This is a genomic window from Caulobacter sp. ErkDOM-C (assembly GCF_048541825.1).
GTDB lineage: Bacteria > Pseudomonadota > Alphaproteobacteria > Caulobacterales > Caulobacteraceae > Caulobacter.
Genome location: NZ_CP183332.1, coordinates 2732796 through 2758230 on the forward strand (window position 1 = coordinate 2732796; position 25435 = coordinate 2758230).

General features: G+C 66.3%; 25 protein-coding genes. 6 read left to right on the forward strand and 19 right to left on the reverse strand.

All coding sequences use genetic code 11. The annotated features are described in order from the left end of the window. Nucleotides 1-44 precede the first annotated feature (44 nt). From ACN2C8_RS13215 to ACN2C8_RS13225, 3 genes are all read left to right on the forward strand, one after another. On the forward strand, nt 45-1487 hold the full coding sequence (locus ACN2C8_RS13215; protein WP_419252218.1) for a sugar porter family MFS transporter: 1443 nt from the start codon (nt 45-47) through the stop codon (nt 1485-1487). A 315-nt stretch (nt 1488-1802) separates the two neighbouring features. After that, entirely contained in the window at nt 1803-3422 is a 1620-nt protein-coding gene (locus ACN2C8_RS13220) for a family 43 glycosylhydrolase (RefSeq protein WP_419252219.1), read from the forward strand. A 144-nt stretch (nt 3423-3566) separates the two neighbouring features. Beyond that, on the forward strand, nt 3567-4463 hold the full coding sequence (locus tag ACN2C8_RS13225) for a rhamnogalacturonan acetylesterase (RefSeq protein ID WP_419252220.1): 897 nt from the start codon (nt 3567-3569) through the stop codon (nt 4461-4463). Between the two features lie 56 nt (nt 4464-4519). On the opposite strand, the gene ACN2C8_RS13230 is transcribed toward ACN2C8_RS13225, so the two are convergent. The 3 genes from ACN2C8_RS13230 to ACN2C8_RS13240 form a co-directional block, all read right to left on the reverse strand. Next, nucleotides 4520-5341 (reverse strand): flagellin, encoded by an 822-nt coding sequence (locus ACN2C8_RS13230; protein ID WP_419252221.1) that lies wholly within the window; start codon nt 5339-5341, stop codon nt 4520-4522. Between the two features lie 641 nt (nt 5342-5982). Next, nucleotides 5983-8019, reverse strand: a complete 2037-nt coding sequence (locus ACN2C8_RS13235) for a putative bifunctional diguanylate cyclase/phosphodiesterase (protein WP_419252222.1) — start codon at nt 8017-8019, stop codon at nt 5983-5985. A 105-nt stretch (nt 8020-8124) separates the two neighbouring features. Further along, the gene (locus ACN2C8_RS13240; protein WP_419252223.1) at nt 8125-8622 is read right to left on the reverse strand and encodes a winged helix-turn-helix transcriptional regulator; all 498 of its coding nucleotides are present in this window, start codon (nt 8620-8622) and stop codon (nt 8125-8127) included. 223 nt (nt 8623-8845) lie between these two features. Between ACN2C8_RS13240 and ACN2C8_RS13245 the strand changes: the two genes are divergently transcribed. After that, nucleotides 8846-10036, forward strand: a complete 1191-nt coding sequence (locus tag ACN2C8_RS13245; protein ID WP_419252224.1) for an acetyl-CoA C-acyltransferase — start codon at nt 8846-8848, stop codon at nt 10034-10036. Here the strand turns inward: ACN2C8_RS13245 and ACN2C8_RS13250 are convergent. Beyond that, entirely contained in the window at nt 10033-10890 is an 858-nt protein-coding gene (locus ACN2C8_RS13250; protein WP_419252225.1) for an FkbM family methyltransferase, read from the reverse strand. The genes ACN2C8_RS13245 and ACN2C8_RS13250 overlap by 4 nt on opposite strands. Nucleotides 10891-11020: 130 nt before the next feature. Between ACN2C8_RS13250 and ACN2C8_RS13255 the strand changes: the two genes are divergently transcribed. Beyond that, on the forward strand, nt 11021-11290 hold the full coding sequence (locus tag ACN2C8_RS13255; RefSeq protein ID WP_419252227.1) for a GNAT family N-acetyltransferase: 270 nt from the start codon (nt 11021-11023) through the stop codon (nt 11288-11290). Here ACN2C8_RS13255 and ACN2C8_RS13260 read toward each other — a convergent pair. The 8 genes from ACN2C8_RS13260 to ribD all read right to left on the reverse strand — a co-directional run bounded on the left by ACN2C8_RS13260 (nt 11287) and on the right by ribD (nt 16885). Further along, the gene (locus ACN2C8_RS13260; protein ID WP_419252228.1) at nt 11287-12669 is read right to left on the reverse strand and encodes a M20/M25/M40 family metallo-hydrolase; all 1383 of its coding nucleotides are present in this window, start codon (nt 12667-12669) and stop codon (nt 11287-11289) included. The two genes, ACN2C8_RS13255 and ACN2C8_RS13260, sit on opposite strands and share 4 nt — an antisense overlap. Nucleotides 12670-12752: 83 nt before the next feature. After that, nucleotides 12753-13040, reverse strand: coding sequence for a YegP family protein (locus ACN2C8_RS13265; RefSeq protein WP_419252229.1), 288 nt, complete (start codon nt 13038-13040; stop codon nt 12753-12755). Further along, entirely contained in the window at nt 13024-13302 is a 279-nt protein-coding gene (locus ACN2C8_RS13270; protein WP_419252231.1) for a BrnT family toxin, read from the reverse strand. The genes ACN2C8_RS13265 and ACN2C8_RS13270 overlap by 17 nt, the downstream gene beginning before the upstream one ends. A 107-nt stretch (nt 13303-13409) precedes the next feature. Further along, nucleotides 13410-13535 (reverse strand): hypothetical protein, encoded by a 126-nt coding sequence (locus tag ACN2C8_RS13275; protein WP_419252232.1) that lies wholly within the window; start codon nt 13533-13535, stop codon nt 13410-13412. A 63-nt stretch (nt 13536-13598) separates the two neighbouring features. After that, on the reverse strand, nt 13599-14066 hold the full coding sequence (gene ribH, locus ACN2C8_RS13280) for a 6,7-dimethyl-8-ribityllumazine synthase (protein WP_419252234.1): 468 nt from the start codon (nt 14064-14066) through the stop codon (nt 13599-13601). 17 nt (nt 14067-14083) lie between these two features. Beyond that, the gene (gene ribB, locus ACN2C8_RS13285; protein ID WP_419252235.1) at nt 14084-15286 is read right to left on the reverse strand and encodes a 3,4-dihydroxy-2-butanone-4-phosphate synthase; all 1203 of its coding nucleotides are present in this window, start codon (nt 15284-15286) and stop codon (nt 14084-14086) included. Further along, nucleotides 15253-15879 carry a riboflavin synthase gene (locus tag ACN2C8_RS13290; protein WP_419252236.1) on the reverse strand — a complete coding sequence of 209 codons (627 nt, stop codon included), beginning with the start codon at nt 15877-15879 and terminating at the stop codon, nt 15253-15255. Before ACN2C8_RS13290 ends, ribB begins: the two co-directional genes overlap by 34 nt. 10 nt (nt 15880-15889) lie before the next feature. Continuing rightward, nucleotides 15890-16885, reverse strand: a complete 996-nt coding sequence (gene ribD, locus ACN2C8_RS13295; protein WP_419252237.1) for a bifunctional diaminohydroxyphosphoribosylaminopyrimidine deaminase/5-amino-6-(5-phosphoribosylamino)uracil reductase RibD — start codon at nt 16883-16885, stop codon at nt 15890-15892. A gap of 246 nt (nt 16886-17131) precedes the next feature. Between ribD and ACN2C8_RS13300 the strand changes: the two genes are divergently transcribed. Continuing rightward, nucleotides 17132-17806 (forward strand): GntR family transcriptional regulator, encoded by a 675-nt coding sequence (locus tag ACN2C8_RS13300; RefSeq protein ID WP_419252239.1) that lies wholly within the window; start codon nt 17132-17134, stop codon nt 17804-17806. A 58-nt stretch (nt 17807-17864) separates the two neighbouring features. Here ACN2C8_RS13300 and clpB read toward each other — a convergent pair whose 3' ends face one another. The 7 genes from clpB to prmC form a co-directional block, all read right to left on the reverse strand. After that, the gene (gene clpB / locus ACN2C8_RS13305) at nt 17865-20453 is read right to left on the reverse strand and encodes an ATP-dependent chaperone ClpB (protein WP_419252240.1); all 2589 of its coding nucleotides are present in this window, start codon (nt 20451-20453) and stop codon (nt 17865-17867) included. Nucleotides 20454-20562: 109 nt separating this feature from the next. After that, a complete protein-coding gene (locus ACN2C8_RS13310; RefSeq protein WP_419252241.1) occupies nt 20563-21090 on the reverse strand; it encodes a helix-turn-helix transcriptional regulator in 528 nt (175 codons plus the stop codon). Next, on the reverse strand, nt 21090-21719 hold the full coding sequence (locus tag ACN2C8_RS13315; protein ID WP_419252242.1) for a cytochrome b/b6 domain-containing protein: 630 nt from the start codon (nt 21717-21719) through the stop codon (nt 21090-21092). Before ACN2C8_RS13315 ends, ACN2C8_RS13310 begins: the two co-directional genes overlap by 1 nt. Continuing rightward, a complete protein-coding gene (locus ACN2C8_RS13320) occupies nt 21716-21994 on the reverse strand; it encodes a PepSY domain-containing protein (RefSeq protein ID WP_419252243.1) in 279 nt (92 codons plus the stop codon). The genes ACN2C8_RS13315 and ACN2C8_RS13320 overlap by 4 nt, the downstream gene beginning before the upstream one ends. 127 nt (nt 21995-22121) lie before the next feature. Then, nucleotides 22122-22889 carry a M48 family metallopeptidase gene (locus tag ACN2C8_RS13325; protein WP_419252244.1) on the reverse strand — a complete coding sequence of 256 codons (768 nt, stop codon included), beginning with the start codon at nt 22887-22889 and terminating at the stop codon, nt 22122-22124. A gap of 136 nt (nt 22890-23025) precedes the next feature. Next, nucleotides 23026-24258, reverse strand: coding sequence for a DUF4167 domain-containing protein (locus ACN2C8_RS13330; RefSeq protein WP_419252246.1), 1233 nt, complete (start codon nt 24256-24258; stop codon nt 23026-23028). Nucleotides 24259-24503: 245 nt separating this feature from the next. Beyond that, nucleotides 24504-25373 (reverse strand): peptide chain release factor N(5)-glutamine methyltransferase, encoded by an 870-nt coding sequence (gene prmC / locus ACN2C8_RS13335; protein ID WP_419252248.1) that lies wholly within the window; start codon nt 25371-25373, stop codon nt 24504-24506. Nucleotides 25374-25435 lie beyond the last annotated feature (62 nt).

The window sequence follows — 25435 nt, forward strand, 5'->3', positions numbered from 1 at the left end:
GCTCAGGGATTGAACACGGCCTTCGGGCCACGGGGAGGAAACCAATGGCTTCAGTATCCAGTGCTGGCCCTAGCCCGGGCATGAGCGCCGACGGCGGCAAGGTCAATATGGGCTTTATCGCCGCGATCGTGGCCGTCGCCACCATCGGCGGCTTCATGTTCGGCTATGACAGCGGCGTCATCAACGGCACGCAGGAAGGCCTGGAAAGCGCCTTCAACCTCAGCAAGTTGGGCACCGGCCTGAATGTCGGCGCCATCCTGATCGGCTGCGCCATCGGCGCCTTCGCCGCCGGCCGCCTGGCCGACGTCTGGGGCCGCCGCACCGTGATGCTGATCTCGGCCCTGCTGTTCCTGGTCAGCGCCATCGGCACTGGCGCCTCGGACACCTCGCTGGTGTTCATCGCCTTCCGCCTGATCGGCGGCCTGGGCGTGGGCGCGGCCAGCGTACTGTGCCCGGTCTATATCTCCGAAGTGACGCCGGCCAACATCCGCGGCCGCCTGTCGTCGGTGCAGCAGATCATGATCATCACCGGCCTGACCGGCGCTTTCGTGGCCAACTACATCCTGGCCCACACCGCCGGCAGTTCGACCGCCACCTTCTGGCTGGGCTTCCCGGCCTGGCGCTGGATGTTCTGGATGCAGGTCATCCCGGCCGCGATCTTCTTCTTCAGCCTGCTGACGATCCCCGAAAGCCCGCGCTATCTGGTCGCCAAGGGCAAGGATGCCGAGGCCTCCAAGATCCTGTCGCGCCTGTTCGGCGAAGGTCAGGGCGACAAGAAGGTGGCCGAGATCCGCGCCTCGCTGTCGGCCGACCATCACAAGCCCAAGATGAGCGACCTGATCGACCCGATCACCAAGAAGCTGCGTCCGATCGTCTGGACCGGCATCGGTCTGGCCGTGTTCCAGCAACTGGTCGGCATCAACATCGTCTTCTACTACGGCTCGGTGCTGTGGCAGTCGGTGGGCTTCTCGGAAGACGACAGCCTGAAGATCAACATCCTGTCGGGCTCGCTATCGATCCTGGCCTGCCTGCTGGCCATCGCCCTGATCGACAAGATCGGCCGCAAGCCGCTCTTGCTGATCGGCTCGGCCGGCATGGCCGTCACCCTGGGCGCCGTAGGTTACTGCTTCTTCCAGGGCTCGATGGTGAATGGCGCGCTCAGCCTGCCGGGCAATTTCGGCCTGATCGCCCTGATCGCCGCCAACGCCTATGTGGTGTTCTTCAACCTCAGCTGGGGCCCCGTCATGTGGGTCATGCTGGGCGAGATGTTCCCCAACCAGATCCGCGGTTCGGGCCTGGCCGTCGCCGGCTTCGCCCAGTGGATGGCCAATTTCGCCATCTCGGTCAGCTTCCCGGCCATGGCCGCGGGCCTTGGCCTGCCGGTCACCTACGGCTTCTACGCGCTCAGCGCCCTGGTCTCGTTCTTCTTCGTCCAGAAGATGGTTCGCGAGACGCGCGGCACCGAGCTGGAAGACATGCAGGGCTAAGACGGGTTGATCCTCCCCCCTTTGGGGGGAGGTGGCCCAACGGGCCGGAGGGGGCAGCGCGGCCTAAGCCGAGATGGCCCCCTCAGTCGCTCCGCGTCAGCTCCCCCAGAAGGGGAGCCTCTACAACCAGCCCCCCCCCCCGCAATCCCTCGCGGCGGGCATCTTCTGTTTCCAGCGCGCTCCGTCCATGACAGCGTTATCCCGTATAACCCCCCAATGACACCGGTAGACATTCCCTGAGACTTGCCGCTAGGTGACCGGTAACAGACAGCGTGACAGCCGTTCGCGCGGCCCGAAACCCTGGGAAGGAAAGCCATGGTCCAGATCAGCCGACGCGGAGCCCTGGGCTCGCTTCTGACCGGCGCGGCTGCGGCCGCTGTTCCCGCCGCCGGCCAGGCCCAGATGGGAACCCTGCCCGGCCCTGCTCCCGCCGGAACCCCGATCTGGGCCAGGGGCGTAGAGGGCCAGCGCAAGGCCGATCTGGGCGACGGGACCTTCCTCAATCCGATACTGGCCGGCGACCGGCCCGACCCGTCGATTCTCAAGGACGGCGACGACTACTACATGACCCACAGCTCGTTCGACGCCTATCCAGGCCTGCTGATCTGGCACAGCAAGGATCTGGTGAACTGGGCCCCGGTGGTGGCGTCGCTGAAAACCAATGTCGGCTCAATCTGGGCCCCCGAGCTCTGCAAGCACCAGGGCCGCTACTACATCTACCTGCCGGCCAAGTTCCCGAACAACAACACCAGCTATGTGATCTGGGCCGACCGGATCGAGGGCCCGTGGTCGGAGCCCATCGACCTGAAGCTGCCGCGCTATATCGACCCCGGCCATGTGGTCGACGAGCACGGCGTGCGCTGGCTGTTCCTGTCGGGCGGCGACCGCATCCAGCTGGCCCCCGACGGCCTGTCGACCGTGGGCAAGCCCGAACACGTCTACAACCCCTGGCGCTATCCCGACGACTGGGACGTCGAGGGCTTCTCGCCCGAAGGCCCCAAGGTGATGAAGAAGGGCGACTACTACTACCTGGTCACGGCCGTGGGCGGCACGGCCGGCCCGCCGACCGGCCACATGGTCATCGTCGCCCGCGCCAGGTCTCTGGCAGGCCCATGGGAAGACCATCCGCACAACCCGGTCGTGCGGACCACCGACACTTTGGAAAAGTGGTGGTCGCGCGGCCACGCCACCCTGGTCCAGGGCCCGGCCGGCGACTGGTGGACCGTCTATCACGGCTACGAAAACGGCTTCTACACCCTGGGCCGCCAGACCCTGCTGGCCCCGGTGACCTGGACCAAGGACGGCTGGTTCACGGTCGGCGGCGGCGATCTGGCCAAGCCCATGACCAAACCGAAGGGCGGCAAGGTCGTGCCACACGGCATGGCGCTGTCGGATGACTTCACCACCGACAAGCTGGGTGTGCAGTGGAACTTCTTTGACCCCAAACCGAGCGAGCAGGACCGCATCTCGCGCAACGACGGCGTCCTGACCCTGAAGGGCGCGGGCGAGGCGCCCAGCAGCGGCTCGCCACTGATCTTCGTCAATGGCGACCAGGCCTATGAGATCGAGTGCGAGATCGACATCGATCCGGAGACCCGCGCCGGCCTGATCCTGTTCTATGACCGCCAGCTCTATTGCGGCTTGGGGTTCGACGCCAAAAACTTCGTCACCCACCAGTACGGCATCGAGCGTGGGCGGCCGGCCAATCCGCATGGCTCGAAGATGCTGATGCGGCTGCGCAACACCCGCCACATCGTCAGCTTCCACACCAGTAGTGATGGCGGCGCGACCTGGAAGCGGTTCGACCGGGGCATGGAAGTCAGCGGCTACCACCACAATGTGCGCGGCGGGTTCCTGATGCTGAAGCCGGGGCTCTACGCGGCCGGCAAGGGCTCGGCGCGGTTCCGGAACTTCAAGTACCGGGCGCTGGCGTAGAACGGCTGATCCTCCCCCTTTGGGGGAGGTGGCCCGAAGGGCCGGAGGGGGCAGCGCGGCCCAGGCCGGGATGGCCCCCTCAGTCGCTCCGCGACAGCTCCCCCGGAGGGGGAGCATCTAGGCCATTTATTCTTGGAGCTTCGGATGCCCTTTAGATCCATCCTCCTCGCCGCCGCCGTGCTCACCGCCCCCATGCCGGCTTGGGCCCAGGCGACGCCAGAGATCGACCCACCACCCTTCAAAGCCCCCCGGATCGTGCTGATCGGCGACTCCACCACCGCCGTTCAGAGCGGCTGGGGGCCCAGCTTCTGCGGCAAGCACGTCACCTCGCTGGTCGCCTGCATCAACCTGGCGCGCGGGGGGCGCTCGACCAGCAGCTACCGGCTCGAGGGCTCGTGGACGCTGGCGCTGTACGAGATCAAATCGGGCGGCTTTTCCGACACCTATGTGCTGGTCCAGTTTGGCCATAACGACCAGCCGGGCAAGCCGGGCCGCTCGACCGATCTGGCCACCGAATTTCCGGCCAATCTGAAGCGCTATGTCGAAGAGGTGCGCGCCGCCGGGGGCAAGCCGGTGCTGGTCACGCCTCTGACGCGCCGCCAGTTCAAAGACGGCAAGCTGATCGACGATCTGGGTCCGTGGGCCCAGGCCACCCGCAAGGTGGCGGCCGAGACCCGCACGCCGCTGGTCGATCTGCACGCCCTGAGCACCGCCGCCGTCCAGGCCATGGGTCCGGTCGAAGCCATGCGGCTGGCCCAGAGCCCGCCCGACGCGCGCGTGCGCGACGCCGCCCGGTCTGGCACCACTATCGAGGCGCGGTTCTACGAGCCGGCGATCCCCGGGGCCACTGTTCCACCGCCGCCACCGCCTGTCGCAACGCCGCCGGTCCAGAACAACGCTGCGGCCGAGCCGATGGGAACGCCTAAACAGGCCTTTGACTATACGCACCTGGGTCATGAGGGAGCCGACTATGTCTCGGCCCTGGTGGCTACGGCACTGGCCGACGCGGTCCCTGCCCTGCGGCGGCAGCTGCTGCCCTGAACGAAAAAGGGCGGGTCCGAAGACCCGCCCTTTCCGTATTCCGTAGAGCCTTAAGCTTAGCGGAACAGGCTGAGGATCGAAGACGAAGACTGGTTGGCGATCGACAGCGCCTGCACACCCAGCTGTTGCTTGGTTTGCAGCGACTGCAGCTTGGCGCTTTCCTTGGCCAGGTCAGCGTCAACCAGGTTGCCCACGCCGGCGTCGAGGGCGTCTTGCAGCTTGCCAACGAAGGTCAGGTGGGTGTCGAGGCCAACCGAGCTGGTGCCCAGCGAAGCCAGCTTGTTGGTGGCCGTGCCCAGAGCCGTGGTCACCGTGGCGATCATGGTCTTGGCGGTAGCCGCGTCAGTGAAGCTGGAGGCGGTCGTCAGGCCGATGCCGGCCAGGGTCAAGGTCTTGGCGGTGACGGTGAAGCCCGAGCCATCCTGGTTGGCCAGGAAGGACAGCTTGGTGGTCGTGCCGTCGGCAATGCTGACGCCATTGAACTTGGCGTTCGTGGCGGCCTTGGTCACCTGATCGCGCAGGGATTCAAAGTCGGCCTTGAGAGCGTTGAAGCTGGAGGTGTTGAGCGAGGTGTCGGAAGCGGCCAGGGCCTTTTCCTTCATCTTGCCCAGCAGGTCGGTGATGGTGTCGCCGGCGGCCAGGGCCACGTCGATGGTCGACTGACCGCGTTGCAGCGAATCCTTCACCGAGTTCATCGACGACGCCATCGAAGACTGGTTCTTGGCGGTCGCCCAGATCGCGCCGTTGTCCTTGGCGCTGGCCACCTTCTTGCCGGTGTTGATGCGCTGCTGGACGGTCGCCAGTTCCGAATTGGTGGAGTTCAGGTTTTGCAGCGCAATCATTGCGCCGCTGTTCGTGTTGATGCTGTTCAGCGCCATAGCGAAAGAGTTCCTATTCGAGGATATCCGACGTCATTTTGACTGCCGGTAGGCTTTTGCCTCCCTGCACTTTTGACCCAGGCAGTTTATTCCGAATGAATCTGGATGGTTAATGGCCGCAATTAGGGCTTCGGCATCAAAAAATATCTGTAGACCTCGAAAATACAACCTGGAGAGTTTGAGTAATCGCTGAATGCATTCGGTCATTATTTTCGAAATACAGAATGTATATCGCGGCAGATCGTCGCAGTTAGCGATAACTATATCCAGATTTGGGGGCCATGCCGGCCGACGACGCAAGCCCTAGTCAGCGTTGCCGCACCTGCGACATCACACCCGGCCAGATCTCAGCCGAGGATAGAGTCCAGGGTCCTGCGGAACACCTTGGCCAAGGCCTGACGGTCGGCGTCAGGGTTGTTGGCCGAGCGCATGATAGGCCCGTCAAAGAGCACGCCGCTCATCTTCGCATTGCATTTCCGCCCGGTCAGCCGAACAGGACCGGGCGACCAATCTCGTCACCCTCTCCAAGGTCCTCGGCGGCGGCGCTCCCGCCGTCTGACGGACCTTATCCCACCCCGCCGAACGTCGGGGCGCGCCTCTTCCTCTGGTCAGGTGCAAATTGCGGCGAAGAAGGCTTGCGACTAGCCCAGGCCCTGCAGGCCGTCCTCGTCGAACCAGATCCGCGCGGCGCGCTGGGCCGCGCTGGGCCGCAGGCCGTTGCGGGCGAACGCCTGGGCGGCTTCTTCGGCGAGGTAGGTCGCGACGCTGGCAGCCGGCATCGGCCTGGCGAAATGGTAGCCCTGCATGACAACCCCGCCCAGCGACACCACCTTGTCCAGCTGCGCCTGGGTCTCGACGCCCTCAACGATGCAGTCGATCCGCAGGTTGCGGCACAGTTGCAACACGGTCTTGACGATGTCCTCGCTGGCCGCGTGATGGTCGATATCCGCGATGAAGCTGGAGTCGATCTTCAACTTGTCCAGCGGCAGCAGTCGGACATGGCTGAGGCTTGAATGGCCGGTGCCAAAATCGTCCAGCGCCGTGCGGACGCCCAGGCCATGGAAGGTCATCAGGGCGGCGCGGGCCTGGTCGAAGTCGCAGACGATAGCCGTCTCGGTGATCTCGAAATCGATGCGGTGCGGCGCGACCTGGCTTTCCAGAACGATATCGACGATGCGGCTGACGGTCTCCATCGAGGCGATGTCACGAGCCGAAAGATTGATCGAGACCCGCATATCCATCGGCCAGGTGCTCACCGCGCGCAACGCCTTGGCGACCAGCACGCGGGTGATCTCGACGATCTGGCCCGAACGTTCTGCGGCATTGATGAAGACGGCCGGCGGCACATCGCCCAGCTCGGGGCTTGACCATCGCGCCAGGGCCTCGAAAGCGATGGTCCGCTTGGCGCTGGTGTCGATGATGGGCTGGAAGTGGATGTGCATCTCCGCGTGCAGGTCGGCGCGGCGCAGGGCCTGCTCAACCTGGCCCAGCTCGCGGATGTCGGCCTCGTGGCGCTCGTCGAACACCACGGCCGAACCCTTCAGGTTCTGCTTGGCGTGATAGAGCGCGTAGTCGGCGCGCTCGAACAGCTGCTCGCCGGTTTGGCCGCCGGCCGGGAAAGCGCAGAATCCGACCGAGCCGCCAACCTGGGCGGTAACGCCCGGCAAACGATAGGGGGCACGCATCAAGTCGCAGAGATCACGCCCCAGGGCCTTTATCGCGTCAGGGCCCAGATGAGCGTCGATGATCAGGCCAAACTCGTCACCGCCGAGGCGGGCCGCAAAGAGCGGCGGCGAATGGAAAGCCTGCAGACGGCGACCCACCTCGCTCAGCAGGCGGTCACCGGTTGCATGGCCGAAGGCGTCATTGATGGGCTTGAAGCCGTCAAGATCTATGACCCCAACCACCAAACTGCGGTCATGACGCCGGGCCCGGGCCACGTGGGCTTCCAGCTCAGCGAAGAAGCGTCGGCGGTTCGGCAGCCCCGTCAGGCTGTCCACGTTGGCCAGGCGATCATTGTCGTCGCTCAGTTGCTGCGCCTGGGCGGCCTGCTCGATCAGCGCGCTGCGCGACGCCACCAGGTCGGAGAACTCGCGATAGTGGATCAGCAGGATCGCGATCATCACCGCAGCCACCACAACGACATTCATCGAGATGGCCTCGAACACCGGATTGCCGGTCAGTCCGAAGAACAGGGTCATCGGGCCGAGCACACAGAGGGTGACGATCAGGGCGGCAGCCCGCAAATGCATCAGGCAGAAGATGCAGGCAATGACTGTGATCGCCATGTAGAAGGCAACGTGGCTTTGCTGAAAGGCATCGCCATACGGGTAGAGTGACAGCGACCAGCTGGTAAAGGCGATCGACAGGACGGCTGAAGCCGCCACCACTCCCCTGAGCATTTTCTCGGCCTGCACGGCGTCAATGCCGTTCTTGCGCAGCCGCCTCCAACCCAGCATCCGCCAGCCGGACGCCAAGGCCAGGAGGAGCGGACCGCCGATGGTCAGAATTGGCGGCGCTGCGTGAAAATGGGTGGCCGACAGCGCAATCGCGTTAATCAAAACAACCAGGTACATCATCGGCGCCTGGCTCGAGAACGCTGTCGCCTGGGCGATCAGCAGTTCTGGACGGTCATTGCGGATCGCGAAGAGCCGTACGATTTGCTTGATGATCGCCATCTATGCCTGCCCCCGGCCAGGACAACACCGTGCGGGTCAAGCCTAAACATTCGGTAAGCTCGAATTTGGCGACGGGTGCGGCAAATTACCCCGCGCGCCTTTGTCCTATTCTGCGGCGATCTTCACGGCTTCAAGGGCCTCGCCGACGGTCCGGGAGGTCTCATGGACCACACGGCACAGATCCGTGCGGTCAATGACCTCGCCGCAGGCCTCACAAGCCAGGCGCGGATGGAAGTCATGGCCGCAGGTCTTGTGGACGAAATGCACCGGACCCTTTCCAAGGCCATAGACATGCTGGTCGCCCCACTCGGCCATGGTCAGCAGCACTGGGCTAAGGTCCAGCCCCTTGGCGGTGAGCACATATTCCTGGCGCGGCGGACGCTCCGAATAGCGCTGCGCCTCCATCACGCCGTGCGCGACCAGGGTCTTGAGCCGCGAGGCCAGCACGTTGCGGGCGACACCGAGGTGCTCCTGCCATTGCTCGAAGCGCTTCACGCCGGCGAAGGCGTCGCGCAGGATCAGCAAGGTCCACGGATCACCCACAACCTCAAGGGTGGCGGCGATGCTGCAGCGTTCGTTGGTATAGTCGGCGGTGCGGCCCATGGTCCAAAGGTGCGGTGTTCCGCCGGGGAATGCAAGAGAGCGTTGCGTTTGAGGATGAACGGTGTTAGTTTTTAATTACAACTGACCCTCTCGGTTGCACCTTGGGAGGCGATAGCCGATCCTTGCATGGTCGTGATCGCCTCCCCTTTCCGCAAACCGCTTGCGCGGGTCTTCGCAGTCAGGGTTTATTCCACCCCGAATTCCAGAAATCCGGAGACCGTCCATGTCTGCATCCCTCGATCCTGTCGTCATCGTCTCCTTCGCCCGCACGCCGATGGGCGGCTTTCAGGGCGCGCTGGGCGGGGTCAAGGCGACGGAGCTGGGCGCGACGGCGGTGAAGGCGGCTATCGCGCGGGCCGGTGTCTCGGGCGATCTGGTCGAGCAGATCATCATGGGCTGCGTGCTTCCGGCCGGTCTCGGCCAGGCCCCCGCACGTCAGGCAGCGGTCGGCGCGGGCCTGCCGCTGTCGGTCGAGGCCACCACCGTCAACAAGATGTGCGGCAGCGGCATGCAGGCGGCGATCATGGCCCATGACGCCCTGGCCGCCGGCAGCGTCGACCTGATCGTGGCCGGCGGCATGGAGAGCATGACCGGCGCGCCCTATCTGCTGAGCAAGCACCGCGCGGGCGCCCGCATCGGCCACGACCAGATGTGGGACTCGATGTATCTGGACGGCCTGGAAGACGCCTATACGCCCGGCAAGCTGATGGGGGCCTTCGCCGAGGATTCGGCCGCGACCTACCAGTTCAGCCGCGAGGCGATGGATGACTACGCGACCCGGGGCCTGATGAAGGCCAAGGCCGCCATCCAGAACGGCGCCTTCGAGGCCGAGATCACCCCCGTGACCGTCACCACCCGCAAGGGGACCGAAGTGGTGGCCCAGGACGAACAGCCGCTGAAGGCTGATCCGGCCAAGATCCCGACCCTGCGCCCGGCCTTCAGCCGCGACGGTGGCATCACGGCGGCCAATTCCAGCTCGATCAGTGACGGCGCCGCCGCCCTTGTCATGACTCGCCAGAGCGTGGCCGATCGCCTGGGCCTCAAGGTCGTCGCCCGCGTCGCCGCCCACGCCGCCCACGCCCATGAGCCCGGCCTGTTCACCACCGCCCCGGTCCCCGCCATGCGCAAGGCGCTGAAGAAGGCCGGCTGGGAAGTTTCCGATGTCGACCTCTGGGAGGTCAACGAGGCCTTCGCCGTGGTCGCCATGATCGCGCAGCAGGAGCTGGGCTTCTCGCCCGACAAGCTGAACGTCAACGGCGGGGCCTGCGCCCTGGGCCACCCCATCGGCGCGTCGGGGGCGCGCATCCTTTGCACCCTGATCTCGGCCCTGCAGGCGCGCGGTGGCAAGAAGGGCATGGCCAGCCTGTGCATCGGCGGCGGCGAAGCCACGGCCATGGCGATCGAGCTGGTTTAAGCGTTTTCGCCGCGCGGCTGAAGCTTGAACTTCACCCGGTCCAGATAGGGAAAATCAGACAGTCTCACCGGAGGCGCCTCTTCCAAATCGGTCAGTTCCTGAAGATTCCAGAGATTTGGCGCATGGGGCGGTAAAGCCAGAAAATTCATGTCCCCGTCGCTGTTCTGAGCGACACGCGGCAGCTTGGTCGACGCTGGCGACTCCAGTGGCGCGTAGAACCAGAACAGGCGATAACCCGCGTCGGACATGGTCCGCATCGTCGCCCGCGAATGCTCCATCTTCTTCCTGTCGGCCTCTAGCAACCAAGCCGGCTTGATATCCCGGATCAGTCGCCCGGAGCCCTTCAACACTTCCGATTCAAAACCCTCGACATCGATCTTCACAAAACGGGTGTCGGCAGGCGCGATCTCATCAAGCGTGCACACGCGGACATTTTCGCTCCGGACCACATCGACGTGCGCACCGACAAGCCCGAAATTGAGCTGCCCATCGTCAAGTCGGCCTTGTGGAAAGGCCATAAGGGACGTTGTCGCTCCCGCTGCGGCATGGATGACATCCACATTGTAAAGATGGTTGTTCAAGGCATTGGCGGCGAGAATTCCCGCAACGACCCTCTGAGCCTCTATGGCGAGGACCCGGATGCGCGGGCAGGCCGCAGCCACCGGCAGGGCGATCGTCCCAATATTGGCACCGATGTCCAGATAGGCGCCGCTAGATTCAACTTTCAGATAGTCGATGATCAGTTCGCTTTCGATCCTGGCGAACTCGCCGCGCTCACGCAGGATGCGGCCGATGCCCATATCATTCTGTGCGATCAGAAACGTAAGCGCATAGGCTCTCGTTATATCCAGCATGCGGTCGATCCTCTGCGCGGCGGCGGCGCGGAACCTAGTTCAGCATTGTCTTGATTGAAACAAATCCTTGCCAGCCACAATCTGGCAAGCTGCAAGTGCATCTTCGCCTAATCGCCAGCGTTCACTCACCATGACTGACACATTCCGACACAAGCCTGAACTGAGCCGCTACGAGCTCGAAGTCGACGGCCTGCTGGCCTATGCCGACTATCAGCGCAGCGGCCACCGCCTGGTGATCCCCCACGTGGAGGCCGATCCGGGCCTGCGCGGCCAAGGCGCAGCCGGGCGCCTGATGCAGCAGGTGGCCCAATCCGCGCGTTCGGAGGGCATGCGGATCACGCCGCTATGCTCCTACGCCGCCGCCTGGCTGCAGCGGAACGATCCTGACCTGATCGCCTAGGGCTTGGCTGCCGCAACAGGCGGCGGGCTCTCGAAGCTGCCCGCGGCGCCCGGGAACACGACCGGGCTTTCCCAGCCATCCCGGGTCACCGACGACACGCCGAAGAACCAGTCGTCGATCACCACGTCCTTCAAGACTGTCGAGGTCCCCGTCGGGACCCAGCGATTGAACCGCCAGGTCGGCTCGGTCGTGCCGCGCCACCAGACACGGTGGCCGGCCGCGCCGGGTGTCGCTGACCATGAAACCTTGGTGTCGGGGCTGACCGCGCCCTCGATCTTGACGTCGGAGGGGGGCGCCGGCGCCGAGGCCAGCGAGGCCATGGCCACCACGTTCAGCCGGGTGACCTGGGACAGATAGGCGAAGTCCACGCCCTCGATCACGTCGCCATAGGCCCGGCCGTTCTCGGTGCGAAGATCCTGGTGCTGGCGGTCATAGTTCTCGGCAGCCTCGGTCACCCGCACGGCGGGATAACCGGCTTCCAGCAGCGGCACCTGATCGCCGCCCCGGCCATAGCGGTCGGTGCGATAGACCATCACGACATCGAAATTGTTCAGGTAGCAGTCAGCCAGTCCGTCCAGATAGCGCGCCAGGTTGCGTGAAGGGCTGTCGACCTCGCCGCCGTTATAGCGGCGGCTGTTGGCCTGCTGCGGCGTCTCGACGGCCTTGGTGCCTTCCGAGAACACCCGCACCTGGGTGTTGTTCATCACCCCGCTCTGGCCGCGACTGTTGCCGATGATGTCATTGTTGAGATCGGCCTCGACCTTCCAGCCGTTGGCGCGGGCGTAGTTGGCGAGAATTTTCCCGCCATAGAGCCCCTGCTCCTCGCCCGACAGAGCGGCAAACACCAGGGTGGCGGGGAACCTGTGTTTCGACAGGATGCGCGCCGCCTCGATCACCGCCGCCACGCCTGAGGCGTCGTCATTGGCGCCGGGGGCGTCGCTGGTGAAGTCCATGACGTCGCTGACCCGGCTGTCCAGATGGCCGGCGATGATGATCACCCGGTCAGGGTCGGTGGTCCCCTTCTGGATGGCCAGGACGTTCATGACCTCGGTCGGCTGGGGCACGCGGCGACCGGTGACCACTTCGGCGGGGGTCTGGATCGTCAGGCAGCCGCCGCAATCCTTGCTGATGGTCTCGAACCGCGTCTTCACCCAGCGGCGGGCGGCGCCGATGCCGCGGGTGTCGGACTTGGTGTCCGACAGGGTGTGGCGGGTGCCGAAACCCACCAGCGAGCGGATCGTGCTTTCCAACGCCTTGGCGTCAACGTCGGCGGCGATCACCCGTAGCAGCGGCTGGTCGTTCGACGGCGCCGGAACCTCCGCCGCCAGGGTCGGTGTGGCCAGCAGCAGAGCGGCGGCGAGAACGAGGGGCAGACGCATGGCGACTCCGGAAACGCGGAGACGCGAGGGTGCCGCCTGAGCGGCAGGCGTTCAAGCCCTTGGCTACAGGCTAAGGGGCCCGCCTAACCCAGGACCGGCGTGACATGGCCGGCGTTCTTGACAGCCTCGATGATCTCGAGCGCTTTTTGACGTGAGGCATAGCCCTGGGTAGACGCCGCCAAGGCGCGACCATCGGCGGATCTCAGCGTCCAGCGCCAATCCCGGGGCGCATGGGCATAGACCTCGAAGACCGCACTACGAACGACCGCCAGCGGCAATATCTCCGACCCCGGACGCATAAGCGCGACATCCGCAGCGAGCAGCTCGGGGTTGTCCACATCATCGACTTCGGCGTCAGAGTAACTGGTCATGATAGCGCCGCACCTCGCGAAGGTTTGCCTTTCGCAGACTGATCACACGGACGATCGCGCCACGGATCGTGAATACCGTCACGTGGACCCGGCCGTCCAGCCTGATGAAACCATACCACCGCTGCTCGCCGTAGTCGCGCCGGTTGTCCTCGGCGGCCAAATCCGGTGGCCATAGCGCCCGCCGGATCTGTGCCAGGGACAGACCATGCTTGGCCAGGTTTGCGGCGTCCTTAGCCGGATCAAATTCAAAGACGGGCGACACGGCCAGACTATATCAGGCATATCGCCCATAGGCTGTAATCGAAAGGTGGGGTCCGAAAAATACGCCCCTAGTCGCCGCCCCTTGATCGAAGGGGCGGCGACTAGGGTCTAGGCCACGCCGACCTGGGTCTTCACATAGTTCTTGGTGGCGCAGCTGCAGACGGCCAGGCCGCTCGCGATCAGGGTGCGCACCGCCACGGTCTTCAGGGCGGAAGTCTCGAGGGTTGGTATCATGGGCCGGGGCCTCGCTCGTTGATCCGAGCGGCGAAACCGCCCCCCGCGAAGACGAGAGCCGTCCTATTCGCCCCAGGCCTGCGACCGAATCTGCTTGAGCGTCTGAAGGGTGGAAAAGCAGGCCTGGGCGGCTTCACGCCCCTTGTTCTCGGCGTCGTCTCGGCTGCGCACCAACGCCTGCTCGTCGGTATAGGTGGTGAGCACCCCAAAGGTGATCGGGGTCCCGGTCGACAGTCCGGCGGTCATCAGACCCAGACTGGTGGCCAGGCTGATGAACTCGAAGTGCGCCGTGTCGCCCTTGATCACGCAACCCAGGCAGACCACGCCCTCATAGAGTTCCGAGCGCGCCAGGGTCTGGGCGATCAGGGGCAGCTCGAATGCGCCGGGCGCTTGGATGATATCTCTGGTGGCGACGGGGGCGCCGCGCGCCTTCAGCACGTCGAGCGCGCCCTTGAGGAGGCCATCGGTGACCTCGGGGTTGAAGCTGCTGACGACGATCGCAATGCGCGGCGCAGATGGGGTGTTGGTCATGGGACGCTCTTTGCTGATCAGGAGGCGCGGGCCAGGCTGTGGCCGAGCTTCTCGCGTTTGGTGTCGAGATAGGCGGCGTTGTGCGGGTTGGCGGGAATGGCCAGTGGCAGCTCCCGGCTCACCGCCACGCCGTTGGCGCGCAGGCCTGCCGCCTTGCGGGGATTGTTGCTGAGCAGGTTGACGCGCTCGACGCCCATCGCCCTGAGCATCTGGGCGGCGACGCCATAGTCACGCTGATCGGCGGGGAAGCCCAAGGCGTGGTTGGCCTGAACTGTATCGAGGCCCTCGTCCTGCAATGCATAGGCGCGGATCTTGTTGGCCAGGCCCAGGCCCCGCCCCTCGTGGTCGCGCAGATACAGCAGGACGCCGTTACCGCTTTCGCCGATCTGCCTGAGGCTTTCCTGCAGCTGGGCGCCACAATCGCAGCGCTGCGAGCCCAGGGCGTCGCCGGTCAGGCACTCGGAATGAACCCGCACCAGCGGCGTGCCGGTCAACGCGCCGCGGACCATCGCCAGATGCTCGACGCCGTCAATCCGGCTGCGGAAGGCGCGAACCTCGAAGGTTGCGCCGCCGTGTTCGGAGGGCAGGCGGGCGGAGGCCACCTCATCCACCAGCAGCTCGGTCGCCTTGCGATGGGCCACCAGCTCGGCAATGGTCAGTAGCGGGATGTCATGCTCGCGGCAGAAGACCTCGAGATCCGGCATCCGGGCCATGGTCCCGTCGTCCTTCATGATCTCGCAGATCACGCCAGCAGGCCGCAGCCCCGCCAATGTCATCAGGTCCACCGAGGCTTCGGTATGACCGGCCCGCACCAGCACCCCGCCCGGACGGGCTCGCAGCGGAAAGATGTGGCCTGGAGAGACCAGGTCCGCCCCCTTGGCGTCAGGGGCCACGGCCGCGGCAATGGTCAGCGCCCGATCAAAGGCCGAGATGCCTGTATCAACGCCCACGGCGGCCTCGATCGAGACGGTGAAGGCGGTCTGGCGACTGGTGCGATTGTCGGAAACCATCGGCGGCAGGCCCAGCCGATCGACGGCCTCGGCCTCCAGGGTCAGGCAGATCAGCCCGCTGGCCCGGCGCGCCATGAAGGCGATCGCCGCCGCGTCGGCAAACTGGGCGGCCATGACCAGATCGCCTTCGTTCTCGCGATCCTCGTCATCGACCAGGACGATCATGCCGCCGGTCTTCAGGCGTTCGAGGGCTTCAGATAGGCGTGACATAGCTGCTCCACATATTTGGCCAGCACATCGACCTCGACATTGATCGGGTCGTTGATCGCGGCGGACTTCAGGTTGGTGTGAGCCCAGGTGTGGGGGATCAGGGTCAGGCCGATCAGGAACCGGCCGCCAGCGTCGCAGGGCGAGACGCTGTTAAGGGTCAGGCTGACGCCGTTCAGGGCGATCGACCCCTTCTCGACGCAGAAGCGGTGCAGGGCGGCAGGCAGGCTCAGGCCTATGCGCCACGATCCGCCATCATCGATCACCTCGACCAGATGGGCCTCGCCGTCGACATGGCCCTGAACTAGATGCCCCGAAAGACGGGTAGCCAGGGTCACGGCGCGCTCGAGATTCACGGCGCCTCCCGCGGCCGCGCCCCCCAGATTGGTGCGGGCCAGGGTTTCGGGACTGACGAAGAAATCGGCATGGCCTTGCGCGTTATGGCGCACCACGGTCAGGCAGACCCCGTTGACGGCCACGCTTTCGCCCAGCTCCAGGTCGGGAAAGCCGGTCCCGAGGGTCAGGCGCAATGCCCCCTCCCCCTCCGGCGCGATGGCCTCGATCCGACCGACCTGTTCGATAATTCCGGAAAACATCAGTGCTCCTTCAGACCCGGAATGGGATGCGGGTTAGGATGTCGACCTGGTCGGCCTGCCCGGCTTCAGCGGCCTGGCGGATCACCACCTGCTCGTCCCACAAGCCGGCTTCGAGAAAGGCCGCCAGCAGGGCCGGGCCGCACTCGACCAAGGCCTCCAGCACGCCCGACGCGGCGAGGTCGGCCAGCAAGGCCGGGATATTGTCGTGCAGGCTGGGCTCGAAGCCGCGCGCCCAGGCCGCCTGCATGTAGTCAGCGGGCGTCCGGCGGCGACGGTCCAGAATGGCCAGGCGTCGAGGGCTGTGACGCGGATCAGTGACCCGGCGCACCGTGAACTCCGGTTGGTCCGCCAGGATCGTCCCCGAGCCGGTGACTATGGCGTCGGCCCGGCGGCGAAGCCCGTGGGCCAGGGTCAGAGACGCCCCGGACGTGAAGGTCTTGGCGCCCGGGGGCGGGATCATGCCGCCGTCCCGGGTCAGGGCCTGTTTCAGGGTCAGCCAGGGCCGTCTGCGGGTCGACCACGTGGCAAACGGCGCGATCAGGCGCTGGGCCCGACGCGCCAAGACCGCAGCTTGCGGATCGTTCAGGACCTGCAGATCAAAGACCTGGCGTCCTGCGGCGGCAAGCCGCGCGGCGCCTCCCCCCGCGACCGAAGGATTGGGATCACCCGCAGCGATCCAGATGGCCTGGGCGGGGCTGGCCAGGATGGCCTCGACGCAAGGCGGCGTCCGGCCGTGGTGATTGCAGGGCTCAAGCGTGACCAGCAGCGTATGAATACGCTCAAAGCTCCCGGCCTCCCGGCAGGCGGCCAAGGCGGCCGCCTCGGCGTGGGGCCCGCCGGCCTGTTGATGCGCGGCGGCGGCCAGCAGCACGCCTTGGGCGTCCAGCACAACGCAGCCGACAGGAGGGTTGGGCGCCGTCGCCCCGGCAAAGCCCTCGGCGACCGTCAGGGCGGTGCGGAAACCCTGGAACACAGAACAGATCGGAGGATGGGTCTCTGACGACATGACGCAGACCTAGAGCCGCCACCCCGCAGGCTTCAAGCCCGCATCCTGTTTGGAAACTCTAACATGTTAGAGGTCACGAGAATGACCTCGAAAGCTTTTGGCCCTAGAGCGAAGGTCGTGATGATCGGCCCATGTCTTTTGCTGCAGGTTTTTGTTTTATCGCGTTATTTCGGTGGCGAGCCACAATCCGCTCCACCACCGACGCCCCAGGAGCTCGACCATGCAGCGTTTTAGCCGGATGCGGTCATGAAGGGTCCGCTCAACAGCGTCGAGCCCTATGGCGACTGGGCTCCGGGTCTCCAGAAGGCGCGGCTCTACGAGCTTATCCTGATGGATATCATTCTGGGCCAGTTGCAGCCCATGCAGGTGCTTGAGGAAAAGGTGCTGGCGACACGCTATGCCGGCGGCGTGTCGGGGGTCCGCGACGCCCTGGGTCGCCTGGCGATCGAAGGGCTGGTTGTCCGCCGCCCCCGCGTCGGCACCGTTGTCGCGCCGATGGACATCACCGAGATCGAGCAGGCCTTTGAAGTGCGGCGGATGCTGGAGGGCCGCACGGCGGCCCTGGCGGCCCGCAATCATCGCCCACAGGATCTGCCGGCCATTACCGGCGCCTTCGATCAGGCCGAGGCCGCCATTGCCAGCGGCGACTTCCGCGCCATGCTGGCGATGGACCACAGCTTTCACCGCGCGGTCGCTTTCGCCACGCACAATGCGACCCTGGCCCGCTTCGTGATCGCCCTGCAAAACACCGCGACACGCTACTGGATCTGGCAGATGGAAAAGCAGTCGCAGGCGGACCAGATGCGGGACGTTGCGCTGCACAGGGCGCTGGCGGCGACCATCGCCCTGCGCGATCCCGCCGCCGCCGAGGCGGCCTGCGCTCTGTTGATCGGCGATCCGCCCAGCGCCCAGCGCGTGTGAAGGCGACGGGCCAACCGGGCGGAACGGGCGCTCCTGTGCGGAGCGCCCGCCTGCAAACCTACTGCAACGTCGCCTTGCCCACCGCCAGCGACCCGTCCAGAACACCGACGGAGATCACGCCGCCGTCTTCCAGTTCGCCGGCCAGCAGGCGCCGGGCGATGGGGTCGACCAGCTCCTTCTGGATCACGCGCTTCAAGGGGCGCGCGCCATAGACCGGGTCGTAACCCTTCTCGCCCAGCCACAGCAGCGCCTCGGCGTCGATGGCCAGGGTCATGCGGCGGTCGGTCAGCAGCTTCTCGACGCGTTGCAACTGGATGCGGACGATGTCGGCCATGTTGGCGCGGCCCAGCCGCTTGAACAGGATGATCTCGTCGATCCGGTTGAGGAACTCGGGCCGGAAATGACCGCGCACCACGTTCATCACCTGCGGCCGGACGGCGTCCACGTCTTCGCCGTCTTCCTGGTTGGCCAGATACTCTGAGCCCAGGTTGCTGGTCATGATGATCAGGGTGTTGCGGAAGTCGACGGTGCGGCCCTGGCCGTCGGTCAGGCGACCATCGTCCAGCACCTGCAGCAGCACGTTGAAGACGTCCGGGTGAGCTTTCTCGACCTCGTCGAACAGCACCACCTGGTAGGGCCGGCGGCGCACGGCCTCGGTCAGGGCGCCGCCCTCGTCGTAACCGACATAGCCGGGAGGGGCCCCGATCAGGCGGCTGACGGAGTGCTTTTCCATGTATTCCGACATGTCCATCCGGGTGATGGCGTGTTCGTCGGCGAACATGAACTCGGCCAGGGCCTTGGTCAGCTCAGTCTTGCCCACGCCCGTCGGGCCCAGGAACAGGAATGAGCCGATCGGGCGCGAGGGATCCTGCAGGCCGGCCCGCGCGCGGCGAACGGCGTCGGACACAGCCTCCAGGGCCTCGTCCTGACCGACCACGCGGGCCCGCAGGGCGACCTCCATCTGCAGCAGCTTTTCGCGCTCGCCTTCCAGCATCTTCTCGACCGGCACCCCGGTCCAGCGGCTGACCACGGCGGCGATCTGCTCGGCGTCGACGACCTCGGGGGTCAGCGACTTCTGGGCCGCGCCGTCGACGGACTCGGCCGCCGCCAGACGGGCTTCCAGGGCCGGGATCTCGCCATACTGGATCTGGCCGGCGCGGGCGAAGTCGCCGGCGCGCTGGGCCGTCGCCAGATCGGCGCGCAGACGGTCAAGGGCTTCACGCGCTTGCGCGGCGCCGCCGACCTTGTCCTTCTCGGCCTTCCAGCGGGCCGTCATCTCGTCGCTGCGGAACTGCAGGTCGTCGATTTCGGTCTCAAGGTTTTCCAGGCGCTGGCGCGAGGCGGCGTCGGTTTCCTTGGACAGGGCTTCGCGCTCGATCTTCAGCTGCACCAGACGGCGGTCGATCTCGTCGAGTTCTTCGGGCTTGGAGTCGATGGCCATCCGCACGCGGCTGGAGGCCTCGTCGATCAGGTCGATGGCCTTGTCGGGCAGGAAGCGGTCGGCGATGTAGCGGTTGCTGAGCGTGGCGGCGGCGACGATCGCCGAGTCCGAGATGCGCACCCCGTGGTGGACCTCGTACTTCTCCTTCAGGCCGCGCAGGATCGAGACGGTGTCTTCCACCGTCGGCTCGCTGACAAACACCGGCTGGAACCGGCGGGCCAGGGCCGCATCCTTCTCGACGTGCTTGCGGTATTCATCCAGCGTGGTGGCGCCCACGCAGTGCAGCTCGCCCCGCGCCAGGGCGGGCTTCAGGAGGTTGGAGGCGTCCATCGCCCCCTCGCCCTTGCCGGCCCCGACCAGAGTGTGCATCTCGTCGATGAACAGGATGATCGAGCCCTCGGCGGCCGTGACCTCGTTGAGGACCGCCTTCAGGCGCTCCTCGAACTCGCCGCGATATTTCGCGCCGGCGATCAGGCTGCCCATGTCCAGCGACAGCAGCTTCTTGTCCTTGAGGCTTTCGGGCACGTCGCCGTTGATGATGCGCAGGGCCAGGCCCTCGACGATGGCGGTCTTGCCGACGCCAGGCTCGCCGATCAGCACAGGGTTGTTCTTGGTGCGGCGCGACAGGACCTGGATCGTGCGGCGGATTTCCTCGTCGCGGCCGATCACCGGGTCCAGCTTGCCGTCGCGGGCAGCGGCGGTCAGGTCGCGGGCGTAGCGCTTCAGAGCCTCATAGCCTTCCTCGGCATTGGCGCTGTCGGCGGTGCGGCCCTTGCGGATGGCGTTGGCGGCATCCTCCAGCGCCTTGGGCGTGGCCCCGGCGTCCTTCAGGACCTTGGCGGCGTCCGCGCCTTCCTTGGCGATGGCGATCAGCAGGCGCTCGGTGGTGACAAAGGCGTCGCCGGCCGCTTTCGCGCCCTTCTCGGCCTCGGCGAACACGCGAGCGGTGTCAGGCTTCATGTAGAGCTGGCCGCCGGCCCCGTCGACACGGGCGGTCTTGGTCAGCAGGGCCTCGGTGGCGGCGTCCACGGCCTCGGGTCGGCCGCCGGCGCTCTGTATCAGGGCGCGGCTCAGGCCGTCTTTCTCCTCGAGCAGAACCTTCAACAGGTGCTCGGGCGCGAACTGCTGGTGCCCCCTGGCCAGGGCCAGGCTCTGGGCGGACTGGACGGCCTGTTTGGCGCGGTCGGAATACAGATCGATGTTCATGGTGTCCCCTTCTTAGGCGGATCGGGGTGCGTCGCCTTGATCAAGCACAACGCCTCCCATGCAGGGATGTAGGTGTGTCCCTTTGGCCACACAAGGCCTGACCGGATGTTTAAGCCGCCTCGTGCGGCGCCACCGGCGTGGTCATCAGATCTTCCAGAAACAGACTGGCCAGGGCCGAGCGCGAATTGACCCCGGCCTTCTCATAGACGCGCGCCAGTTGCGCCCGCACGGTCCCGGCGGCCGAGCCGCGCAGAACCGCGATCTCGGCCACATCGAACCCCTTGAGCGCGAACACCGCCACGTCAGCCTCGGCCGGGGTCAGGCGCCAGTCGCGGAACCTCTGGGCGGCGACCTCGCTGAGCGCGCCGGCCGCCACCGCCAGGGCCGCCTGTCGGCGTCGGCCTTCGGTCCACATCCGCCGAACCTGCAGAGCCCCGACCACCACCCCGGCCAGCAGGGCCAGGGCGATGATCGCTTCGATCACGATATGGGGGCTGGGTCCGGCGTTGCGGATATCGGCCAGGGCGTCGCCGATGAAGAACACGGCCGCCACCGCCTGTACGGCGACGACGAAGGAGACCGCCGGGGCCAGACGGTCTCCCAAGGCTATGCGGGACTTGGTGGGTCGGTGGGCCATCAAGGCTCCTTGGTCTTGCCCTTCCCGCCTATCATCGACAGCACGATCTGACGACCGCTGCGACGTGTCTCGAACGCAACGCCGAGCAGATGCAGCGCCGCCAGGGCCAGCAGCAGGTTGGCCGCGATCTCGTGGATCTCCTCGGCGATCTCGCCGCCTTCCTCGCCTTCGCCGCCCTCGCCGGCTTCCTCGTCCTCATGGGTCAGAACCGTCGCGGCGGCCGCCGGACGCTCGCCGCCCTCGGCCTGAACCTTGGGCGGAAAGCCGGTCATGGCGATGCCGCTGGCGATCACCACCGCCAGGCTGGCCCACAGCGCATAGGCCATCAGGGCGCCCAGCGGATTGTGCGACCGGTGGGAGACATGGCGGCCGGCCAGGATGTCGCGCACATGCTCGACCGCGCGGCGCGGACTGGGCGGAAAGGACGTAAATCGCGCCTCAACCGGGCCGACAAAGCCCCAGCCCAGACGCAGGGCCAGCAGGGCGGCCAGCGCCAGGCCGATCCAGACGTGGGCCTGCGACCCGCCTTCAGTCACCAGCCAGTTGACCACTACGGCCGCCGCGATCCCCCAGTGCGTGATCCGCACGAGGGGATCCCAGCGCCGTGTTGCGGGAACCGCGCCGCTCATTGGCGATCTCCCCGCCCCTTGCGGGCCTCGACCTTGAGCACCTTGCCGGTCTTCTCCTCGGCCAGGATTTCCAGCCGGGCCTCGCCCTTGACCGCCTTGATCTCCAGCCGCCCGTGCTCGACTTCAAACTCGATAAGCCGATAGCCCTGAGCGGCCAGGCTGACCTGGGCGCGGGCCTTGTCCGGCCCGATCACCTCGCCGAGCCGCGGCTGGGCCAGCGCCGGCTGAGCCAGGGCCAGAGTCAGGAAGGGGATGGCGATGTAGAGACTGCGCATGGGAACCTCCGTCTGTTGCGACGGGGATCAGGAACGGCGCGGGAGCCGCCGTGGCCATTGACCGGGCGCTTACGGCTCGGCGGATAAGCGCCTGCTTACGGCGCGGGTCGCCCGGCCCGGAGGCGCGTCACCAGCCCTTGCTGGAGATGTAGGCCTGGAGCGCGGCGATGCGCGAAGCGTCAGACGGGTGGGTGGAGGCGATCTCCGGCTTGCCGCCCGCACCACCCTGGGCCTGCATCTTCCGCCACAGAGTGACGGCCTCGCCCGGCCTGTAGCCCGCGCGTTGCATGTAGTCGACGCCGAGCCGGTCGGCCTCCAGCTCGTGCTTGCGCGAGAACGGCAGCAGGAACAGGTACTTGGTCGCATCGCCGCCATAGGAGCCCAGGCCCCGGCCAAGGTCGGTCGAGCTGCCGGCCGCTGCGCCGGCCACGCCCAGCAAAAGCTTGGTGGTCATGGTCTGGGAATAGCGCTCGGCCGCATGCTGGGCGACCACATGGCCCGCCTCGTGGCCGATCACGGCAGCCAGCTGGTCGTCGTTGTCGACCATGTCCAGCAGGCCCACGGTCACCCCGACATGGCCGCCGGGCAGCACGAAGGCGTTGGGCGCCTCGTCGATCAGAACGGCATAGTCCCACGGCCGGGTGTTAAGCCCCGCCGCCGTCACCACCCGCTGGCCCACCGCCCGGACCCGCGCGTTCTTGCGCGCGTCGCTGGAGATGTTGCCCGTGCGCAGGGTCTGGGCCCAGGCCTTCTCGCCCTGGGCGGCCAGGCCCGAGTCGTTGACGATCAGCAGCTGGTCGCGGCCCAGATCGGCGTTGTAGGCGCAGCCCGCCAAGGGCAGGGCGACCACCAATGCAGCGGTTATCAGCAGCGGCAGACGAAGACGGAAGGTCATGCTCAGGTTTCAACACGTGACAAGGGCGACACAGCCTTATCTCCGCCGTCCGGCTTCCATGCAACCAGCGTTGCGGCCAAAGAAAAAGGAGCCGCTTTCACGGCTCCTTTCAAAAGCTCTGCCCAACGGACGCGGATCAGGCGTCTTCGGAACCCGTGGCGGGCGGCGCGCCTTCGCCACCTTCGAAGCTGCGCGGGGCGCGGCGACGACGGGGCTTCTTGGCGTCTTCGCCTTCAGCGGCCGGAGCCGGTGTTTCGACGGCGGTTGAGCGACCCAGGAAGGCCGGAGCGTGGCTCACATCGCCATCCTGACCGCGCAGCATGGGCGAGCCCTTGCTGACGATCGGCTCGCTGACCAGCGGCGTGGCCTGCGGCTCGATCACGGCCATCGGATCGCGGTCACCCTGGGCACGATCTCGGGGCGCACGTTCGCGGCGCGGAGCGCGTTCGCGGCGACCTTCAGCGGCCGGCGCCTCAACAACGGCTTCTGCGGCGACCGGGGGACGCTCTTCGCGCGGACGATCATCCCGGGGACGATCGTCACGAGGACGGTCGTCACGGGGGCGGTCGTCACGGGGGCGGTCGTCACGGGGGCGGTCGTCACGGAAGCGGTCTTCCCGGGGACGGTCGTCCCGCGGGCGATCCTCGCGCGGACGGTCATCTCTGGGGCGGTCATCGCGAGGACGGTCGTCTCTCGGGCGGTCGTCTCTGGGGCGATCATCACGGGGACGATCGTCACGAGGCCTGTCATCCCTGGGACGGTCATCCCTGGGACGATCGTCACGAGGACGATCTTCGCGCTCGCGCCAGCGGTCGCGACGGCCCTGGCCCTGGCCCTGACCTTGGCCCTGATTGTCGAAGCGCGGACGGTCTTCGCGCGGACGGTCGTCCCGGGGGCGATCTTCGCGCGGGCGATCGTCGCGTTGGCGGCCCTCGAAACGGTCGCGGGGACGCTCGTCGCGCTGGCCTTCGCCCTCACCGCCCTCATGGTTTTCGCTAGGCGCCTCGGCGACTTCGGGCGCGTCTTCGGGCTCGGCCTCGAAGTCGATCTCGTAAGCCGAATAGGCGTCCTTGCCGATGATGTCGCTGACGGGGCGATTCGGCTGGATGGCGCGCAGGACCCGGAAGTAATGCTCGGCGTGCTGCAGGTAGTTCTCGGCCAGCACCCGGTCGCCGGACGACGAGGCATCGCGCGCCAGCTGCTGGTACTTCTCGTAAACGCCCTGCGCCGCACCGCGCACCTTGACGCCTTCGGGGCCGTTCGAATCGAAGGCCCGGTTGGCATTATGCTGCTGAGGCTTGCCGCCGGTATTGCTGCCGCCGCGATTGTTGCGGCCGCGCTGGCGCTTCATGCCCTTGAAATCTCTCATGGTCTTCTTCTGAACCTGTCCGGAGGTCAGTCTGTGCTGAAGCATCCGGCCTTGTTGGTCTCTAGGCGGGGTCGAACCCCTGGAAGTTCTAGAGACACTGGTTTCCGTAGAGCCCCCGTCCTGGTCCTGGCGCGGCGACCGGCTTTGGACCGTGCGCGCCTGCCGGAGGAGCTTTACAAACATCATCGACGTTTGCTGTTCCCGTCACCCGGCGTTTTGGAAGGAGACCCTTATCGTCTAGCCTCTCACGCGGGGGTTTCCAAGGGGTTTTTCACCCCGGTCACGACGCGGTCGTGGGTCGACAGATCCTTGATCGTACGGACGTTGCCGGCGCCCGCCTGCCGGAACAGCGCTTCGACATCGGCCGACTGGTCGTAGCCGATCTCGACGGCAAACATGCCGCCAGGCTTCAGCACCCGCAGGATTTCGGGGGCCAGCAGGCGATAGGCGTCCAGACCGTCGGGGCCGCCGTCCAGGGCCAGGCGCGGTTCGTGGTCGCGAACTTCCGGCTCAAGCGTCTCGATCACGTGGCTGGCGATATAGGGCGGGTTGGAAACCACCAGGTCGAAACCCGCGTCGCCCAGGCCCGCCGTCCAGTCGCCGCGCAGCAGGGCCGCCCGGGTGTTGAGATCCAGATTGGCGGCATTTTCGCGGGCCACCGCCAAGGCGTCTTCGGAGACGTCGATGCCCAGCCCCTTGGCGGCCGGCCGCTCGGCCAGGATCGCCAGCAGGATGGTGCCCGAGCCGACACCCAGGTCCAGCATGTTGAACGGCATGCTTTCCGGGAAGGCCTTGAGCACCTCGTCGACGATCACCTCGGTCTCGGGGCGCGGCGTCAGGACGTTCTTGTTCACCTGCAGCAGGATCTTCCAGAAGCCCTTGCGGCCAATGATGTGGCTGACCGGCTCGCGGCGCGCGCGGCGGGTCAGATAGTCGTCCAGCGTCGCCCACTGCTCGGCCGTCAGCATGCGGTAGGGATCGGTGATGATGTCGGTGCGGGTGACGTCGGCGGCCACCTCCAGCATCAGGCGCGCGTCGATGGCGGGCTGATCGATACCGGCGTCCTTCAGACGCTCCTTGGCGGCGGTCCAGGCTTTGACGAGAGTCAGGGTCATGGCGATCCCTTAGCGCTTTGACGCGGCCAGCGCGAGATTGAGGTTAGTACCAGTTTTTGGTA

What these genes read in the sequence shown, in the direction of transcription:
- ACN2C8_RS13315 (WP_419252242.1), bottom strand. Translation starts at nt 21,719, where the DNA reads ATGAGCGGCGCGGTTCCCGCAACACGGCGCTGGGATCCCCTCGTGCGG.
- ACN2C8_RS13325 (WP_419252244.1), bottom strand. Translation starts at nt 22,889, where the DNA reads ATGACCTTCCGTCTTCGTCTGCCGCTGCTGATAACCGCTGCATTGGTG.
- ACN2C8_RS13225 (WP_419252220.1), top strand. Translation starts at nt 3,567, where the DNA reads ATGCCCTTTAGATCCATCCTCCTCGCCGCCGCCGTGCTCACCGCCCCC.
- ribD (WP_419252237.1), bottom strand. Translation starts at nt 16,885, where the DNA reads ATGTCGTCAGAGACCCATCCTCCGATCTGTTCTGTGTTCCAGGGTTTC.
- ACN2C8_RS13265 (WP_419252229.1), bottom strand. Translation starts at nt 13,040, where the DNA reads ATGACCAGTTACTCTGACGCCGAAGTCGATGATGTGGACAACCCCGAG.
- ACN2C8_RS13250 (WP_419252225.1), bottom strand. Translation starts at nt 10,890, where the DNA reads ATGCTGGATATAACGAGAGCCTATGCGCTTACGTTTCTGATCGCACAG.
- ACN2C8_RS13330 (WP_419252246.1), bottom strand. Translation starts at nt 24,258, where the DNA reads ATGAGAGATTTCAAGGGCATGAAGCGCCAGCGCGGCCGCAACAATCGC.
- ribH (WP_419252234.1), bottom strand. Translation starts at nt 14,066, where the DNA reads ATGACCAACACCCCATCTGCGCCGCGCATTGCGATCGTCGTCAGCAGC.
- ACN2C8_RS13300 (WP_419252239.1), top strand. Translation starts at nt 17,132, where the DNA reads ATGAAGGGTCCGCTCAACAGCGTCGAGCCCTATGGCGACTGGGCTCCG.
- prmC (WP_419252248.1), bottom strand. Translation starts at nt 25,373, where the DNA reads ATGACCCTGACTCTCGTCAAAGCCTGGACCGCCGCCAAGGAGCGTCTG.
- ACN2C8_RS13235 (WP_419252222.1), bottom strand. Translation starts at nt 8,019, where the DNA reads ATGGCGATCATCAAGCAAATCGTACGGCTCTTCGCGATCCGCAATGAC.
- ACN2C8_RS13240 (WP_419252223.1), bottom strand. Translation starts at nt 8,622, where the DNA reads ATGGGCCGCACCGCCGACTATACCAACGAACGCTGCAGCATCGCCGCC.
- ACN2C8_RS13260 (WP_419252228.1), bottom strand. Translation starts at nt 12,669, where the DNA reads ATGCGTCTGCCCCTCGTTCTCGCCGCCGCTCTGCTGCTGGCCACACCG.
- ACN2C8_RS13230 (WP_419252221.1), bottom strand. Translation starts at nt 5,341, where the DNA reads ATGGCGCTGAACAGCATCAACACGAACAGCGGCGCAATGATTGCGCTG.
- ribB (WP_419252235.1), bottom strand. Translation starts at nt 15,286, where the DNA reads ATGTCACGCCTATCTGAAGCCCTCGAACGCCTGAAGACCGGCGGCATG.
- ACN2C8_RS13320 (WP_419252243.1), bottom strand. Translation starts at nt 21,994, where the DNA reads ATGCGCAGTCTCTACATCGCCATCCCCTTCCTGACTCTGGCCCTGGCT.
- ACN2C8_RS13245 (WP_419252224.1), top strand. Translation starts at nt 8,846, where the DNA reads ATGTCTGCATCCCTCGATCCTGTCGTCATCGTCTCCTTCGCCCGCACG.
- ACN2C8_RS13215 (WP_419252218.1), top strand. Translation starts at nt 45, where the DNA reads ATGGCTTCAGTATCCAGTGCTGGCCCTAGCCCGGGCATGAGCGCCGAC.
- ACN2C8_RS13275 (WP_419252232.1), bottom strand. Translation starts at nt 13,535, where the DNA reads ATGATACCAACCCTCGAGACTTCCGCCCTGAAGACCGTGGCGGTGCGC.
- ACN2C8_RS13255 (WP_419252227.1), top strand. Translation starts at nt 11,021, where the DNA reads ATGACTGACACATTCCGACACAAGCCTGAACTGAGCCGCTACGAGCTC.
- ACN2C8_RS13310 (WP_419252241.1), bottom strand. Translation starts at nt 21,090, where the DNA reads ATGGCCCACCGACCCACCAAGTCCCGCATAGCCTTGGGAGACCGTCTG.
- ACN2C8_RS13220 (WP_419252219.1), top strand. Translation starts at nt 1,803, where the DNA reads ATGGTCCAGATCAGCCGACGCGGAGCCCTGGGCTCGCTTCTGACCGGC.
- clpB (WP_419252240.1), bottom strand. Translation starts at nt 20,453, where the DNA reads ATGAACATCGATCTGTATTCCGACCGCGCCAAACAGGCCGTCCAGTCC.
- ACN2C8_RS13290 (WP_419252236.1), bottom strand. Translation starts at nt 15,879, where the DNA reads ATGTTTTCCGGAATTATCGAACAGGTCGGTCGGATCGAGGCCATCGCG.